Here is a 13,219-nt window from a genome sequence, read left to right on the forward strand (position 1 = left end):
CTCTCTATTGACAACGGAATGGGTGAAGCTGGTATGCTCGCGGCGCATACCCGGACCGGTGGCGCGGGAGTTGAGGAGGAGCGGTCATGAAGAAGTGGACGGCGGTGAACTTCGACCTGGGCAAGCAGCTCCAGGGCAAGGCCAAGCTTGAGTACGTGACGCTGCCTAAGAGCATGACGATCCAGATCGTGATTGATCTGGACGACAAGCTGTACGCGATCCTCTCCAAGAACCCGACGTGGCTGCAGAAGCTGCAGAGCATGGCCAAGCAGAAGGCGGACGCCGCGGTGGTGGACCTGCTGAAGGCGATCACCACGGCGGAGACGAAGGCAAAGAAGTTCGACAAGAAGGCCGCGGACGCGTTCTCGCGGGACCTGCAGCAGGCCGTCAACAAGCGGCTGGAGATCGCGGGCGACGAGATGGCCGACGAGGCCGTGCAGCTCTACGAGAAGTTCAAGCAGGGGCAGTCCGAGCTGAAGGTTTTCCGGATCAAAGCGGGGGCCAAGATCGGGGTGACGGCAATCCTGGTCGCCGGGGGCGCGGCGGTGTCGGTGCTGAGCTCGGGGGCGCTGACGCCGCTTGGGATCGTCGGCATCGTGAAGGGCGGGGTGACGATCGCGCAAGAATGCGTGAAGCTGGCGATCGACGCGGACAAAATGGCGAAGCTGATCCAGGCCGAGCTGATCGTACTGAAGAAGATCATGCAGCAGGACCTGGCCAACGCGACCAAGGCGCAGAAGGTCAAGCAGGGCGCCAAGGAGATTGGCCTGAACGTCGCGAGCAAGGTGGTGGGCATCGAAGGGCCGTCGCTGAAGAACTGTACGGGCCACGTGGCGGTGCACAAGGTGAAGATCGCGGAGCTGGAGAAGAAGTCGCGCGGCCTTTCGGAGAAGATCTACGAGGCGATGGATGTGCAGGAGGCGTGGTCGAAGAAGTTCGATCAGGCGAAGAAGACGCTGCCGGCGCAGAAAGTGGGCAAGGTCTCGGTCAAGCTGGCGGAGGTGGAGAAGGCGCTGGACAAGATCATCCAGGCGACGGTGAAGACCAACGAGGCGATCAACCGTGCCGAGGCGCGCCAGAAGGCGTACGAGGACGCGCTCAAGAAGATGAAGGACGGGCTGCCGGATGCGATCAAGTACGTGGACATGGCCGTGGGACTCGGGCTGGACATCGCGACGGCGATCGTGGACAGCAGTTCGGCCGTGGAGCTGGCGTACGGCATCGTGTCGGCGGCGGAGCAGACGACACAGGACCTGGTGAACGAGTTGGCGTGAGCGGCACGTGGCGCTCGCACCAGGAAGCCACCGAGATGAGGACATCTCGGTGGCACGGGCAAAAAGACAACCGGCCATCCCTGCGGGGATGGCCGGTCGACGTTTCCTTCACAGGTTCCGTAGGGGGCCGCGTCAAACGGCTCCGTCGAGCACGTCTTAGCGACGCAGCCCTCGAGTACAGTCACAATTCGTCACTGGATCACCTCCTTCTGCAAGAGCCCTTTCGGCCGCCGCGACCCTGTACGGGGCCGCCGCCGAACTCTTACCCCGCGGGCCGTCACCCGCGGCACATCGCCCGATTCCGTCGGCCGTCGTGGCCCAGCAGAAGCGGTCGTCACGAGGCCTTGCCGCCGTACCGGGTTTTCCCGGGATGTGGCCGGCTCGGCCGCGTGATACTCAAGTGTCGAGAATGAGTACGTTCGAGGGTTGGAAATAGTTTCGAGAATTTGGGGTTGGGGGATAGGTCCCATAGGTCTGACGGGGATGCCTTACTCGGATTCGAAGGGCTTGAAGGAACCCTTAGCGGCTTCCTGGTCGAGGTACTTCTGGAAGTCGCCCATTTTGTAGCTGATGTAGATGAATGCGTGGTGGAGGGTGAGCCACTCAATGTCGGTGGGGTCCTCCTTGAGGTCTTTGCGGAGGCGGTTGAGCTCGGCGAGGATGGTTTCGGCTTTCATGGCGCGAGCAGTGTAGAGGAGTCGGCCCGCGGCGGGCCGAGCCCTCGATGACGCTCAGGCCTTCTGTCAGGCGGCGCGTCGGGTGAGGGCAGGCGCACAAGCGAGCGCGAAGAGGGCGCAAAGAACCGTAACGATTGCAGCGCCGGGGGGCCAGCTGAGCTCAAGGCTGACGAGCAGGCCGCCGAGGATGCCTACAAGCGCGGCCGCGGCGGCGAGCCATAGGACGGCGGCCCAGCGACGGCTGAGGCGAAGCGCGATCGCGCCCGGGAGCACGAGCATCGCGGTGGCGAGGACGGCGCCGGCGAGGCGCATGGCAGTGACGGTGGCGAGGCCGAGCAGGAACATCAGGAGGAGGTTCATGCGGCGGTCGCTCACGCCCAGGGCGCGGGCGACGGTGGGGTCGAAGCTCCAGAAGAGCAGCGGGCGGCGGGCGGCCCAGAGGGCGAGGAGGATGGCGGCGGTGACGGACCAGCCGATGGCGGCGTCGGTCCAGTTGACGGCCAGGAGGTCGCCGAAAAGGAAGCTCTCGACGTTGACGCGGCTGCGGGCAGCGCGCATGAGCACGATGCCGATGGCCATGGTGCCGACCAGGACGATGCCGATGGCGGTGTCGGACTCGGCCTGGCCGCGCTCGTTGAGGAACCCGATGAGGAGTGCGGACAGCAGGCAGAAGGCGAGCACGACGAGGAACTGGCCGACGGAGGCGGAGGGGGAGCCCGCGGCCGCAGCGGCGGCGAGGCCCATGACAGCGGCCAGGCCCATGCCGCCGAAGCCGGCGTGGCTGATGCCCTGGCCGATGAAGGCAAGGCGCTTGAGGACGACGAGCACGCTGAGGAGCGCGCAGAGCATGGCGACGGCGAGGCCGGTGACGACCACGGGCCAGAGGGCGCCGGCCATGTTGGCATCGGAGAAGTAGCGGAAGGTGTTCATCGCGCGGACTTCTCCACGCGGATGGTGACGGGGACTTGCGCGGGCTGGTGGTGGTGCGCGGGGTCGGTGCAGGCGGCGGCGCTGTGGGCGTCCACGTGGACGTCGCCAAAGATCGCGGCGACGTCGTGGCGGAAGACCTCGGCGAGCACGGCGGGGGTGAGGCCCTGCGGCGCTGCGTGGAAGTGCAGCGTACGGGACAGGCAGGCAACGCGGTCGCAGCCAGCGGCAACGGCGCGGATGTCGTGGCTGACGACCATGACGGTGAGCCTGAGGTCGTCGTGCAGGTGCTGGAGGAGCGATGCGAACTGCTGCTGGCCCACGGCGTCAATGCCGACGGTGGGCTCGTCGAGCAGCAGGAGCCTGGGGGCGGAGGCGAGGGCGCGGGCGATCAGGACGCGCTGGAGCTGGCCGCCGCTGAGGGAACCGATGTGGGCAGAGGCGATGTCGGAGGCCCCCACTGCTTCGAGGGCGCGGTCGATGGTGGCACGCTGGTCGCGCGAGAGCGACTTCCAAGGTGAGAGGCCCAGGGTTGCGCCCATTTCGACAACCTGGCGGACGGTGAGGGGGAACTTGAGTTCGGCGGCGGAGCGCTGGGGGACGTAGCCGATCAGGCGGCGGCGGGCGGCTTCCTTTGGCGCGAGACCCAGGACGCGGACCTCGCCGGACAGGGGCTCGAGCAGGCCGAGGGTGAGCTTGAGGAGCGTGGATTTTCCGCCGCCGTTGGGGCCCAGGACGCCGAGGCGCTGCCCATCGGGGACGGCGAGGGTGATGCGGTCGAGGGCGAGGCGCGGCGGGGCCGGGTCCCCCGGCGGGCGGGGGTAGGCATAGGAGACGTTGGTGAACTCGATTGCGTTGGAGGTCACTTGGCGCCCGTGGTGGTCGGTGTTGCGGGGGCGGGCGAGGCGGACTCGAGGCCCTTGGCGAGGGCGTCGAGGTTGCGCTGCATCATCGCGAACCAGTCCCCGTCGCCGAGGGGGTCGAGGGTGCTGACGGTGACCCCGGCGATGTCGCGGATTTTGTTGGCGGCCGCGGGGCTGTACTGCGGCTCAATGAAGATCGTGGAGACATTGTGGGCGCGGATGGCGTCGGCGACCTTGGCGAGGTCGGCGGGGGTGGGGTCGGAATCGAACTCGCGGATGACGGCGGCGACCTTGAAGCCGTAGCGGGCGGCCGGGCGGGCGAAGGCGTTATGGTGGGTGACAACCGCGCGGCCCTTGTAGGGCTCGAGGCGGGACTTCCAGGCCTCGTGAACCTCGTGGACGCGAGTGCGGAGCTTCGTGGTCGCGGCCTCGACGCGGGCGAGGTCGGACTCGATGGAGGAGCCGGGCGTGGAGGAGGCTTTGAGCACGGAGGCGGAGAGCGTGGGGAGGAAGGCTTCGACGACGACAGGGTCGAGCCAGAGGTGCGGGTCCTGGTTCACCTCGTCGTGGGCGTGGTCGTGGTCATGATCGTCGTGGGCGTGGTGGTCGTGCTTGTGGTCGTGATCGTGGGCGTGGTCGTGGTCAGACTTGAGGCCCACGGCTTCGGCGAAGCAGACGAGCTCGCGGTTGGGGGCGTTCTGCTTGGCGAGGATGGACTCGAGCTGCCCCTCCAGGCCGAGGCCGACGTAGACAACGAGGTTGGCGTCGGCGAGAGCGGCGACGTCCGCGGGGGTGAACTCGTAGCCGTGCTCGCTGCGGCCGGGTTGCATGAGGATCGTAACGGAGCTGCCAGGCGGGAGGAGGGGCTCGACGAGGGACTTGAGGGGGGCGACGGTGACCACGGCCTTGACGGTGCGGGGCACCTTCGCGGGGGGTGTCTGCTTGCACGCGGTGAGGGGGCTGGTGAGGGCGAGCGCGAGGAGGGCCGCGGCGAGGAGGAGTGCGAGGGGTTTCCACATGGCGGCGGGCCTCCGGGGCGGGCGTGGGCCAGATGAGAATGGAGAATCAATAACAGTATACCGGCTGGAATGGGGATGTTCGCGCCGCTCGGCGGGTTGTGGAGGAGGATTGCGCGTGGCGCGGTGGCTCGGTGCGGCGCTGGCCGTGGAGAGGTGCGCGGGGCCGACAACGCGAGGTGACGTGGGTACAATCGCCTCCACTCCGGGGCGGTAGCTCAGTTGGTAGAGCGCATCGTTCGCAATGATGAGGTCGGGAGTTCGACTCTCCTCCGCTCCACTTGAACCGGCAGATGGAAGACACACCCCGCGAGGGGTGCTGTTGTTTTTGGAGTTGCGCGGCCCTGTTGGTGAGTCGTATCGCCCGACCGCGCCACTCGCCCACACGGTGAAAGGCTCGACTCGGCGCAGCGCGCACGCGCGCCGAGTGGTGCTCACTGCGCCTGACGGCAGTGCCGGGCAATCACGGTTTCTTCACCGGCATCGAATCAGCGGGCACCACTCTTGGCCGCGTCGATGCCCGCGGGCGTGCAGTTCGTCCGTGGAGCGCGGCAGCGAGGTGAGTCACCGCATGCGAGCGAAGACGGTCAGGGTCGCCGTGGTCGGGGTGGGCAACTGTGCCTCCTCGCTCGTGCAGGGCGTGACGTTCTATAAGGACGCGCCCGAGGGCGAGTTCGTGCCGGGGCTGATGCACGTGACGCTGGGCGGGTACCACGTGGGGCAGATCGAGTTCTCGGCGGCGTTCGATGTGAACGCGACGAAGGTGGGCAAGGACCTCGCGGAGGCGGTGTTCGCGGAACCCAACAACACGTACAAGTTCAGCGAGGTGAAGCGGACGGGCGTGATGGTGCAGCGCGGGCCGACGCTGGATGGGCTGGGCGTGTACCTGGACGGCGTGGTGGAGGAGAGCAACGCGGGCGCGGTGGATGTGGCGAAGGTGCTGCGGGAGACCCACACGGACGTGGTGGTGAGCTACCTGCCGGTGGGGTCGGAGAAGGCGACTGAGTTTTACGCCCAAGCGGCGCTGGACGCGGGGTGCGGGTTTGTCAACTGCGTGCCGGTGTTCATCGCCTCGCGCAAGGAGTGGCGTGAGAAGTTCGAAAAGGCGGGGCTGCCGATCCTGGGGGATGACATCAAGAGTCAGGTGGGCGCGACGATCACGCACCGCGTGCTGGCGAACCTGTTCCGCCAGCGCGGCGTGAAACTGGAGCGGACCTACCAGCTGAACTTCGGGGGCAACACCGACTTCCTGAACATGCTGGAGCGCGAGCGGCTCAAGAGCAAGAAGGTGAGCAAGACGCAGGCGGTGACGAGCCAGCTTGACTATCAGCTGCCGGAGAAGGACATCCACGTCGGACCCAGCGACTATGTGCCGTGGCTGGCGGACCGCAAGTTTTGCTACATCCGCATGGAGGGAACGACGTTCGGGAACGTGCCGCTGTCGTGCGAGCTGAAGCTCGAAGTGTGGGACTCGCCCAACAGCGCTGGGGTGGTGATCGACGCGGTCCGGTGCGCGAAGCTGGCGATGGACCGGGGCGTGGGCGGGGCGCTCATCGGGCCGAGCAGCGCGTTCATGAAGAGCCCGCCGGAGCAGTTCACGGACGCGGAGGCGTTCGAGCGGACGGAGGCTTTCATCCGCGGCGATGCATCCACGCCTGGCGCGAAGAAGGTGGCGAAGATCGCGAAGGCGCGGATCGTGGTGCCGGCCGTCGCGCCGGGGCGGGACGCGGGCAATGGGCATGCGAACGGGCGTGAGCACTCGAATGGGGACGTGGGCAGCCACTCGAACGGGCACGCCGCGAGCGGCAACGGGCACGCGAAGAAGGCGAAGGCGGGCGTCAACGGGAACGGCAAGCACAACAAGAACGGCCACTCCGGGCGGAATGGGTGACGTGCGATGAAGATCGTCGTCTTCGGCCTGACCGTGAGTTCCTCCTGGGGCAATGGGCACGCCACGCTGTGGCGGGGGCTGATCGCGGCCCTTGCGCGGCGCGGGCACCGCGTGGTGTTCTTCGAGAAGGACGTGCCGTACTACGCGGGGTACCACCGCGACCTGCACGAGCTGCGCGACGGTGAGCTGATCTTCTACGGCGAGTTTGGCGATGCCTTGGAGCTGGCGCGCCGGCACCTCGCGGACGCGGACGTGGGCATGGTGACGTCGTACTGCCCTGATGGGCGGGCGGCGAGCGACCTGGTGCTGTCGTCATCGGCCGCGGCGAGGGTGTTCTATGACCTCGATACGGGCGTGACGCTGGCGAACCTGGAGGCGGGGCAGGTGCCGGCGTACCTGCCCGAGCGGGGGCTCGGGGACTTTGACCTGGTGCTGAGCTACACGGGGGGGCGGGCGCTGGAGCAGCTGCGCACGACGCTGGGTGCGCGGCGTGTCGCCCCGCTCTACGGGCATGTGGACCCAGCCGTGCACCACCCGGTTGACGCTGTTGACCAGTACCGCGCGGACCTGTCGTACCTGGGGACGTACGCGGCGGACCGGCAGCAGGCACTGGAGAAGTTGTTCATACAGCCGGCGCAACAGCTGGCGGAGCGGCGGTTCCTGATCGGCGGGGCGCAGTACCCCGCGGACTTCCCGTGGACGCCCAACATCTACTTCGTGCGGCACATGCCGCCCCCGCAGCACCCGCACTTCTTCTGCTCGTCGCGGCTGACGCTGAATGTGACGCGGAAGGCGATGGCGGAGTACGGCTACTGCCCCTCGGGGCGGCTGTTTGAGGCCGCGGCGTGCGGAGCGCCGGTGCTGACCGACTGGTTCGAGGGGCTGGAGGCGTTCTTTGAGCCCGGCTGCGAGGTGCTGGTGGCGCGCAGCAGCGGCGACGCCATCGCCGCCATCGAGCTGAGCGACGCGGAGCTGCGGCGCGTGGCGGAGGCGGCGCGGGAGCGGACCCTGAGCGAGCACACGTCGGAGCGGCGGGCGCAGGACTTCGAGCGTGCGGTTGCAGGAGCGCTCGGCGCACGTACTGCCATCGATGATGCGGCGGCCCTGGCGGCCGGGAGGGGAGGCTGAGATGTGGGGCATCATCCCGTCGGCGGGCATCGGGAGCCGGATCCAGCCGCTGGCGTTCAGCAAGGAACTGCTGCCGGTGGGTTCGCGGGTGGAGGAGGGGGTGGAGCGGCCGCGGGCGGTGAGCGAGTACATCGTGGAGCGGATGATCGTGGGTGGGGCGACGAAGCTGTGCTTCGTGATCTCGCCGGGCAAGCACGACATCGTGAACTACTACGCGGGTTCGATCGGGGGGGCGAGCATCGCGTACGTGGTGCAAGGGCGGGCGAAGGGGCTGTGCGACGCGATCTTCCGGGCGCTGCCGCTGATCGGGCGGGACGAGCACGTGCTCATCGGGCTGCCGGACACGATCTGGTTCCCGGTGGATGGAATGGCGATGCTGCCCGACGGCGAGCTGTCGTTCCTGCTATTCGAGGTGGATCGGCCGGAGTTCTTCGATGCGGTGGTGACCGATCGGCACAACCGTGTGCAGGAGATCCAGGTCAAGCAGAAGGACGCGCGGTCGCGCTGGGTGTGGGGGGCGTTCAAGATGCCCGGGGCGGTCCTGCACGACCTGCACGCGCTGTGGCAACGGCCGGGCCGGCGCGATGAATACATGGGCACGCTGATCAACGCGTGGCTCGCCGAGGGCGGCAGCGCGCTGGGCGTGAAGGCGGGCGAGGCGTACGTGGACGTGGGCACGCTGAACGGCTACCGCGAGGCGATCGCGGTGCTGTCGCGCGGCCCGCACGCACGGGAGGCGGCGCTGGATGCGCCGGCACTGGCGCACAGGAACGGAGGGAAGTGATCGATGCTCGAAGCGGTGATGCTGTGGAACGAGCCGAACAACAAGTCGCACTGGGACTTCACCATCGACAAGGACTGGATGATGTTCTCGGAGATGGTGATCCTGGCGGCGCAGGCGATCAAGGCGGAGAACCCGCGGCTGCCTCGGGTGCTGGGCGGGATGTCCCCGATCGACCCGTTGTTCGTGGAACGCATGGAGCGGCAGGGCGTGCTGGAGCACGTGGACGCCATCGGCGTGCACGGCTTCCCGCTCGACTGGAACCACTGGCAGATCCACGAGTGGCCGGCGAAGCTGGAGGAGATACGGCGGGTGACGAAGCTGCCGATCTGGGTGAGCGAGGTGGGCGTGAGCACCTTCGGGGCGGAGGAGGTGCAGGCGTGGGGCGTGAAGCGCACGGCCGAGCTGCTGCAGGGGCAGTGCAGCCACGTGCACTGGTATAGCCTCTTCGACCTGCCCAAGGCGTGGCCGGCGACGACGCGCCACCGCGAAGCGGAGGGCAGTTCGTACTACCGGCACTTCTACATGGGTCTGATCCGCGAGGACGGCGCGTGCAAGCCGGGGCTGGCGGAGTTCGCGAACCACACGGACTGGATGGGGCTGTGCCAGTGGTTCCACTTCGAGGACCATCGCCTGGATGACGGCGCGAAGGTGATGCGGGAGCTGGGGGTGAAGTACCTGCGGACGGGGCTGTCGTGGTCGGACTCGCTGCGCGAGGGGGCGGACGCGTGGCTGGACCGGCAGATGCGGACGCTCGAGGAGTTCCGCGTGACGGGGACGTTCTGTTTCACGCCCGAGTCGCGGGGCATCGAGCCGCACCACACGAGCCCGCCCAAGGACCCGCGGGAGTTCGCGGATTTTTGTGCACGGATGGTGCGGCGGTATGCGCCGGGGCGGATGGTGACGGGCGCGACGGCTACGTTGCCGGGGCGCGCCGCGGCAGGGCATAGCAAGGGGGCCGGGGTGGGAGCGGCGGCGCTGGTGCACTCGCCGCAGCAGGGTGGAACGTGAGACGGGCGCTCGTGATCGTGCTGGACAGCGTGGGAGTAGGCGCCGCGCTGGACGCGGCGGACTATGGGGATGTCGGCGCGAGCACGCTGCCGCACATCCTGGACCGGACCGGGATCGAGCTGCCCAACCTGTGGCGGCTGGGGATGGGGCAGGTGATCGGGACGCGGCTGGTGGGGCGACCTGTGGGGGCGTATGGGCGGATGAGGCCGTGGGCGAGGGGGAAGGACAGCACGACCGGGCACTGGGAGCTGATGGGGTGCGTGCTGGAGGAGCCCTTCGCGGTGTTCGAGCGGTTTCCCGAGGAGCTCGTGCGGGCGATTGAGCAGGAGTGCGGGGTTGAGTTCATTGGGAACAAGGCCGCGAGCGGGACGGGGATTATCGATGAGCTGGGGGCGGAGCATGTGGCGACGGGGAGGCTGATCCTGTACACGTCGGCGGATTCGGTGCTGCAGATCGCTGCGCACGAGGGTGTGGTGCCAGTGGAGGAGCTTTACGAGGTGTGCCGCGTGGCACGCCGGCATGCGGATGCGTACCGCATCGGACGGGTGATTGCGCGGCCCTTTGTTGGTGCGGAGGGCGCGTGGCAGCGGACGGGGAACCGGCATGACTACTCGATGGAGCCGACGCGGACGGTGCTGGACTGCCTGCTGGAAGCGGGCGTGGCGACGCGGTCCGTTGGGAAGGTGTTCGACCTGTTCGCCGGGCGCGGCCTTTTCGAGAGCCACCCGACGGCGAGCAACCGCGAGGGGATGGAGTGCACGCTGGACTTGTGGCGGCGCGGGGAGCCGGGCCTGGTGTTCACGAACCTGGTGGACTTTGACACGGTGTACGGGCACCGGCGAGATGTGGAGGGGTACGCGCGGGCCCTGGTGGAGTTCGACGAGTGGCTGGGGACGCTGCTCCCCCACTGCTCGCGGGAGGACCTCGTCATCATCACGGCGGATCATGGGAACGACCCGACGTTCCGCGGGACGGACCACACGCGCGAGGAGGTGCCGGTGCTGATGCTTGGGGTTGAGGCGGGCGCGCTGGGGGTGCGCGAGACCTTTGCGGATGTCGGTGCCACGCTGTGCGAGTGGTTCGGGGTAGAGGGGGTGGGTGTGGGGCGGTCGATGCTGGGGTGGAGCGTGGGACGGAGGCACGCGGCGTAGGCATGGCGACGTTTCTGCTCATCCGGCACGGGGCGCACCTGCTCGGCGGCGACAGGCTGGCGGGCGATACGCCGGTGAAGCTCAGCCCGCTGGGGCACGAGCAGGTCGCGGCCATGGTGGAGCGGGTCGCGAAGGTGCCGGTCAAGGCGATCTACTCAAGCCCCATCGAGCGGACGAAGCAGACCGCGGCGGCACTGGCGGCGCGTCTGCAGCTGCCGGTCACCTACCGCGAGGAGCTGGCGGAGGTGGGTTTCGGCGAGTGGATCGGGAAGACGTTCGATGTGCTGGACGCCGATCAGCGGTGGAAGCAGTGGAACACCTTCCGCAGCGGGAGCGGGGCGCCGGGCGGCGAGCGGATGATCGACGTGCAGCGGCGGATCGTGGGCGAGATGCTGCGGCTGTGGGAGGTGCACGGCCATGATGTGGTCGCGCTGGTGAGCCACGGCGATGTGATCAAGGCGGCCGCTGCGTACTTCCTGGGGGTGCCGCTGGACCTGTTCCTGCGGATCGAGATCAGCCTGGCGTCGGTGACGGTGATCCGCGTGGAGGAGGGCGGGCCGTGGGTGCTGGGGGTGAACGGGACCGGGGAGGTGGTGATGGGGTGAGGGGATGTCGGATGTCGGATGTCGGATGTCGGATGTCGGATGTCAGCGGGATGTTACTGGTCAACGGAAGGCTGTAGGTTCAGCGCTCGCCGCAAGTGGCGCTCGTAGTAGCGCTGCTCGCGTTGGAGGCGGGTGCGCTCGTCTTCATCGCGCCCGGCGCAGTCCGCGGCCATGGCGCAGCAGCCGAGCCTGAACGCGGCGTATGCGGCGATGCAGAAGCGGAGGAGATCGGGGCGGAGGTCGTGCTCGCCGCTGGCTCGCAGTAGTGACACGAACTGTTCGGACTGCTCTGCCGTCAGATCCCACTCGACGCTAGTGCCCGCGAGGTCCCAGGCGAGGGGCTGCGGGCCCACAGCGGTGTGGTCGTGCGCGTGCCCGGCCGCGTCGGCCTTGAGGATGCGGTCATCGGGCGTGAGAATCCACTCGTGCGGGGCGAGGCGGCCGTCGGGCGCGGCGGAGGTGAGATCGTCGAGGTGGAGCCGGTGCGCTTCGTGGCAGAGCTGCTGCGCCACCTCTGCGGCCTGATCGCCGAGCGACTTCTTTGTGTTCCAGTAAAGGATGTTCGTGGCGCGCGCGACGGCGGCGCGGGTCTCGTCCCGGCTGAGGGGCGGAGCGGGGGTGTGGGTCAGGTACCTGGCAATGTGGTGGAGGACACGCGCTGAGAGGGCGGCCCGCGTGAGCGGGCGGGCGTTGGTCCACTCAAAGGCGATGAAGCCGAGGGTTGAGCCGAGGACCGCGGGAGTGAGGCCGCCGCGGGCGAGGACTGTGAGGCGGCGGAGGTCGCGTTCCGAGCCGGTCAGGCCGTCGGCTCCGGTGGCGATGCCGGCGAACTTCCAGAGGATGGCCCTGCGGGTGGACCTGGCGCGGTAGAGGTACTTCTCGCGATCAAGAAGCGCAAATACGCCGGGCCACTCGCGCTCGGACTTGAAGGTGTGCGAGCGCCAGAGGCCGCCACTCAGGTTTGTGCCTTCGTCGACGTCGTCGTCCAGGAGATGGCGGGTGTGCTCGCGAAGGTGGTCGCGGAGGGATCGTCCGTCGAGGATCGGCACGTTCGTCGACGCAGTGTACTTGGTGGTGCTCCCCCACCACTCACGGGCGGTGGCAGTTGCTGCGGCGCCGAGCTCGTTCTGGTGGCTGGGGAGAAAGCAGATGTGCTCGCGTGGGATGCCGTGCATGTGCACGGCTTGAGCGGCGGCAGCGAAGGAGGTGCCGGACTGGCCCGGGCCCTCATCAACGATGAGGACGCGGGTGACCTTGGGGAGCGGGACGGGCGGGAGTTTAACGGTGCGATCGGTGTGCGCTCCATTGGGACGGATGGTGAGCCGGGTGGCGCGCCAGCCCTCCCGCGCGAGCGTGGCGCGGACGACCGCGGAGAGCGAGGTGCCGATGCTGCGGAGGCCGATGATGAGGACGGGACCGCAGCGTGCAGCGTGATTGACGCGCGCCCAGGCGCAGGCCGCGGCGGCGTACTGGTCGGGGTAGAGGCTGTAGAAGGCGTAGCCCTCGGGAACTTTGACGGTTACTGCGCTACCGGCGGGCGCTCCGCCGTGATGCCACCGCAGAGCGGCAAGGGAGTGATTGTGATCGCGCGTGCGATGGTGAGCATCGGCGATCAGCATCGCCGCGAGTGCGTCCGTGGCGGCTTCGCACCACAGGAGGGAGGCGGCGAGGTCGGAATCCCCGGGCTGCGCGTCTGCGGCGTCGGCGATCGCCTGCTCGACCTGGCCCGAGAAAATCAGCGCTTCGCGCACTGACTCGCTCTGAGTGCGATCCCCCGCGAGGGCCCGCAGGCGCTCACGCAGTGATTGCACCAGCTCCGAGGCGGGCCGGGAGAAGCTCGGGTCGCCGAACACGATCATGCTGCCGGAGGCTACACCCCGGGTCCGGGGGCGCTC

At 68.3% G+C, this 13,219-nt stretch carries 12 protein-coding genes and 1 tRNA gene; 8 read left to right on the forward strand and 5 right to left on the reverse strand.

Annotated elements, in window-relative coordinates; genetic code table 11:
• The first annotated feature begins 86 nt into the window (after window positions 1-86).
• A complete protein-coding gene (locus VD997_09385) occupies window positions 87-1,274 on the forward strand; it encodes a hypothetical protein (protein ID HYE62197.1) in 1,188 nt (395 codons plus the stop codon).
• Between the two features lie 488 nt (window positions 1,275-1,762).
• Here the strand turns inward: VD997_09385 and VD997_09390 are convergent, their stop codons facing one another.
• The 4 genes from VD997_09390 to VD997_09405 all read right to left on the reverse strand — a co-directional run bounded on the left by VD997_09390 (window position 1,763) and on the right by VD997_09405 (window position 4,760).
• Window positions 1,763-1,951, reverse strand: a complete 189-nt coding sequence (locus tag VD997_09390) for a hypothetical protein (protein ID HYE62198.1) — start codon at window positions 1,949-1,951, stop codon at window positions 1,763-1,765.
• Window positions 1,952-2,017: 66 nt separating this feature from the next.
• On the reverse strand, window positions 2,018-2,881 hold the full coding sequence (locus VD997_09395; protein HYE62199.1) for a metal ABC transporter permease: 864 nt from the start codon (window positions 2,879-2,881) through the stop codon (window positions 2,018-2,020).
• Complete coding sequence (locus VD997_09400) at window positions 2,878-3,744, reverse strand: metal ABC transporter ATP-binding protein (protein ID HYE62200.1); 867 nt, start codon at window positions 3,742-3,744, stop codon at window positions 2,878-2,880. Before VD997_09400 ends, VD997_09395 begins: the two co-directional genes overlap by 4 nt.
• Window positions 3,741-4,760 (reverse strand): metal ABC transporter substrate-binding protein, encoded by a 1,020-nt coding sequence (locus VD997_09405; protein ID HYE62201.1) that lies wholly within the window; start codon window positions 4,758-4,760, stop codon window positions 3,741-3,743. Before VD997_09405 ends, VD997_09400 begins: the two co-directional genes overlap by 4 nt.
• A 204-nt stretch (window positions 4,761-4,964) precedes the next feature.
• Between VD997_09405 and VD997_09410 the strand changes: the two genes are divergently transcribed.
• The 7 genes from VD997_09410 (at window position 4,965) to VD997_09440 (ending at window position 11,324) form a co-directional block, all read left to right on the forward strand.
• Window positions 4,965-5,037: transfer RNA gene (locus tag VD997_09410), tRNA-Ala, on the forward strand.
• 291 nt (window positions 5,038-5,328) lie between these two features.
• Entirely contained in the window at window positions 5,329-6,648 is a 1,320-nt protein-coding gene (locus VD997_09415; GenBank protein ID HYE62202.1) for an inositol-3-phosphate synthase, read from the forward strand.
• Window positions 6,649-6,654: 6 nt separating this feature from the next.
• A complete protein-coding gene (locus tag VD997_09420; GenBank protein HYE62203.1) occupies window positions 6,655-7,776 on the forward strand; it encodes a glycosyltransferase in 1,122 nt (373 codons plus the stop codon).
• Between the two features lies 1 nt (window position 7,777).
• Window positions 7,778-8,560 (forward strand): sugar phosphate nucleotidyltransferase, encoded by a 783-nt coding sequence (locus tag VD997_09425; protein ID HYE62204.1) that lies wholly within the window; start codon window positions 7,778-7,780, stop codon window positions 8,558-8,560.
• A 3-nt stretch (window positions 8,561-8,563) separates the two neighbouring features.
• Window positions 8,564-9,568, forward strand: a complete 1,005-nt coding sequence (locus VD997_09430) for a hypothetical protein (GenBank protein ID HYE62205.1) — start codon at window positions 8,564-8,566, stop codon at window positions 9,566-9,568.
• Window positions 9,565-10,719 carry a phosphopentomutase gene (locus VD997_09435; protein HYE62206.1) on the forward strand — a complete coding sequence of 385 codons (1,155 nt, stop codon included), beginning with the start codon at window positions 9,565-9,567 and terminating at the stop codon, window positions 10,717-10,719. Before VD997_09430 ends, VD997_09435 begins: the two co-directional genes overlap by 4 nt.
• Window positions 10,720-10,721: 2 nt before the next feature.
• Window positions 10,722-11,324 carry a histidine phosphatase family protein gene (locus VD997_09440; protein HYE62207.1) on the forward strand — a complete coding sequence of 201 codons (603 nt, stop codon included), beginning with the start codon at window positions 10,722-10,724 and terminating at the stop codon, window positions 11,322-11,324.
• A gap of 53 nt (window positions 11,325-11,377) precedes the next feature.
• Here VD997_09440 and VD997_09445 read toward each other — a convergent pair whose 3' ends face one another.
• A complete protein-coding gene (locus VD997_09445) occupies window positions 11,378-13,183 on the reverse strand; it encodes a hypothetical protein (protein ID HYE62208.1) in 1,806 nt (601 codons plus the stop codon).
• Between the last annotated feature and the right edge of the window lie 36 nt (window positions 13,184-13,219).

Source organism: Phycisphaerales bacterium, assembly GCA_035627955.1.
GTDB lineage: Bacteria > Planctomycetota > Phycisphaerae > Phycisphaerales > UBA1924 > JAEYTB01.

Excerpts from the sequence above, each read along its gene's own strand:
- VD997_09385 (HYE62197.1), top strand. The coding sequence starts at position 87 with ATGAAGAAGTGGACGGCGGTGAACTTCGACCTGGGCAAGCAGCTCCAG.
- VD997_09390 (HYE62198.1), bottom strand. The coding sequence starts at position 1,951 with ATGAAAGCCGAAACCATCCTCGCCGAGCTCAACCGCCTCCGCAAAGAC.
- VD997_09395 (HYE62199.1), bottom strand. The coding sequence starts at position 2,881 with ATGAACACCTTCCGCTACTTCTCCGATGCCAACATGGCCGGCGCCCTC.
- VD997_09405 (HYE62201.1), bottom strand. The coding sequence starts at position 4,760 with ATGTGGAAACCCCTCGCACTCCTCCTCGCCGCGGCCCTCCTCGCGCTC.
- VD997_09415 (HYE62202.1), top strand. The coding sequence starts at position 5,329 with ATGCGAGCGAAGACGGTCAGGGTCGCCGTGGTCGGGGTGGGCAACTGT.
- VD997_09420 (HYE62203.1), top strand. The coding sequence starts at position 6,655 with ATGAAGATCGTCGTCTTCGGCCTGACCGTGAGTTCCTCCTGGGGCAAT.
- VD997_09425 (HYE62204.1), top strand. The coding sequence starts at position 7,778 with ATGTGGGGCATCATCCCGTCGGCGGGCATCGGGAGCCGGATCCAGCCG.
- VD997_09430 (HYE62205.1), top strand. The coding sequence starts at position 8,564 with ATGCTCGAAGCGGTGATGCTGTGGAACGAGCCGAACAACAAGTCGCAC.
- VD997_09440 (HYE62207.1), top strand. The coding sequence starts at position 10,722 with ATGGCGACGTTTCTGCTCATCCGGCACGGGGCGCACCTGCTCGGCGGC.
- VD997_09445 (HYE62208.1), bottom strand. The coding sequence starts at position 13,183 with ATGATCGTGTTCGGCGACCCGAGCTTCTCCCGGCCCGCCTCGGAGCTG.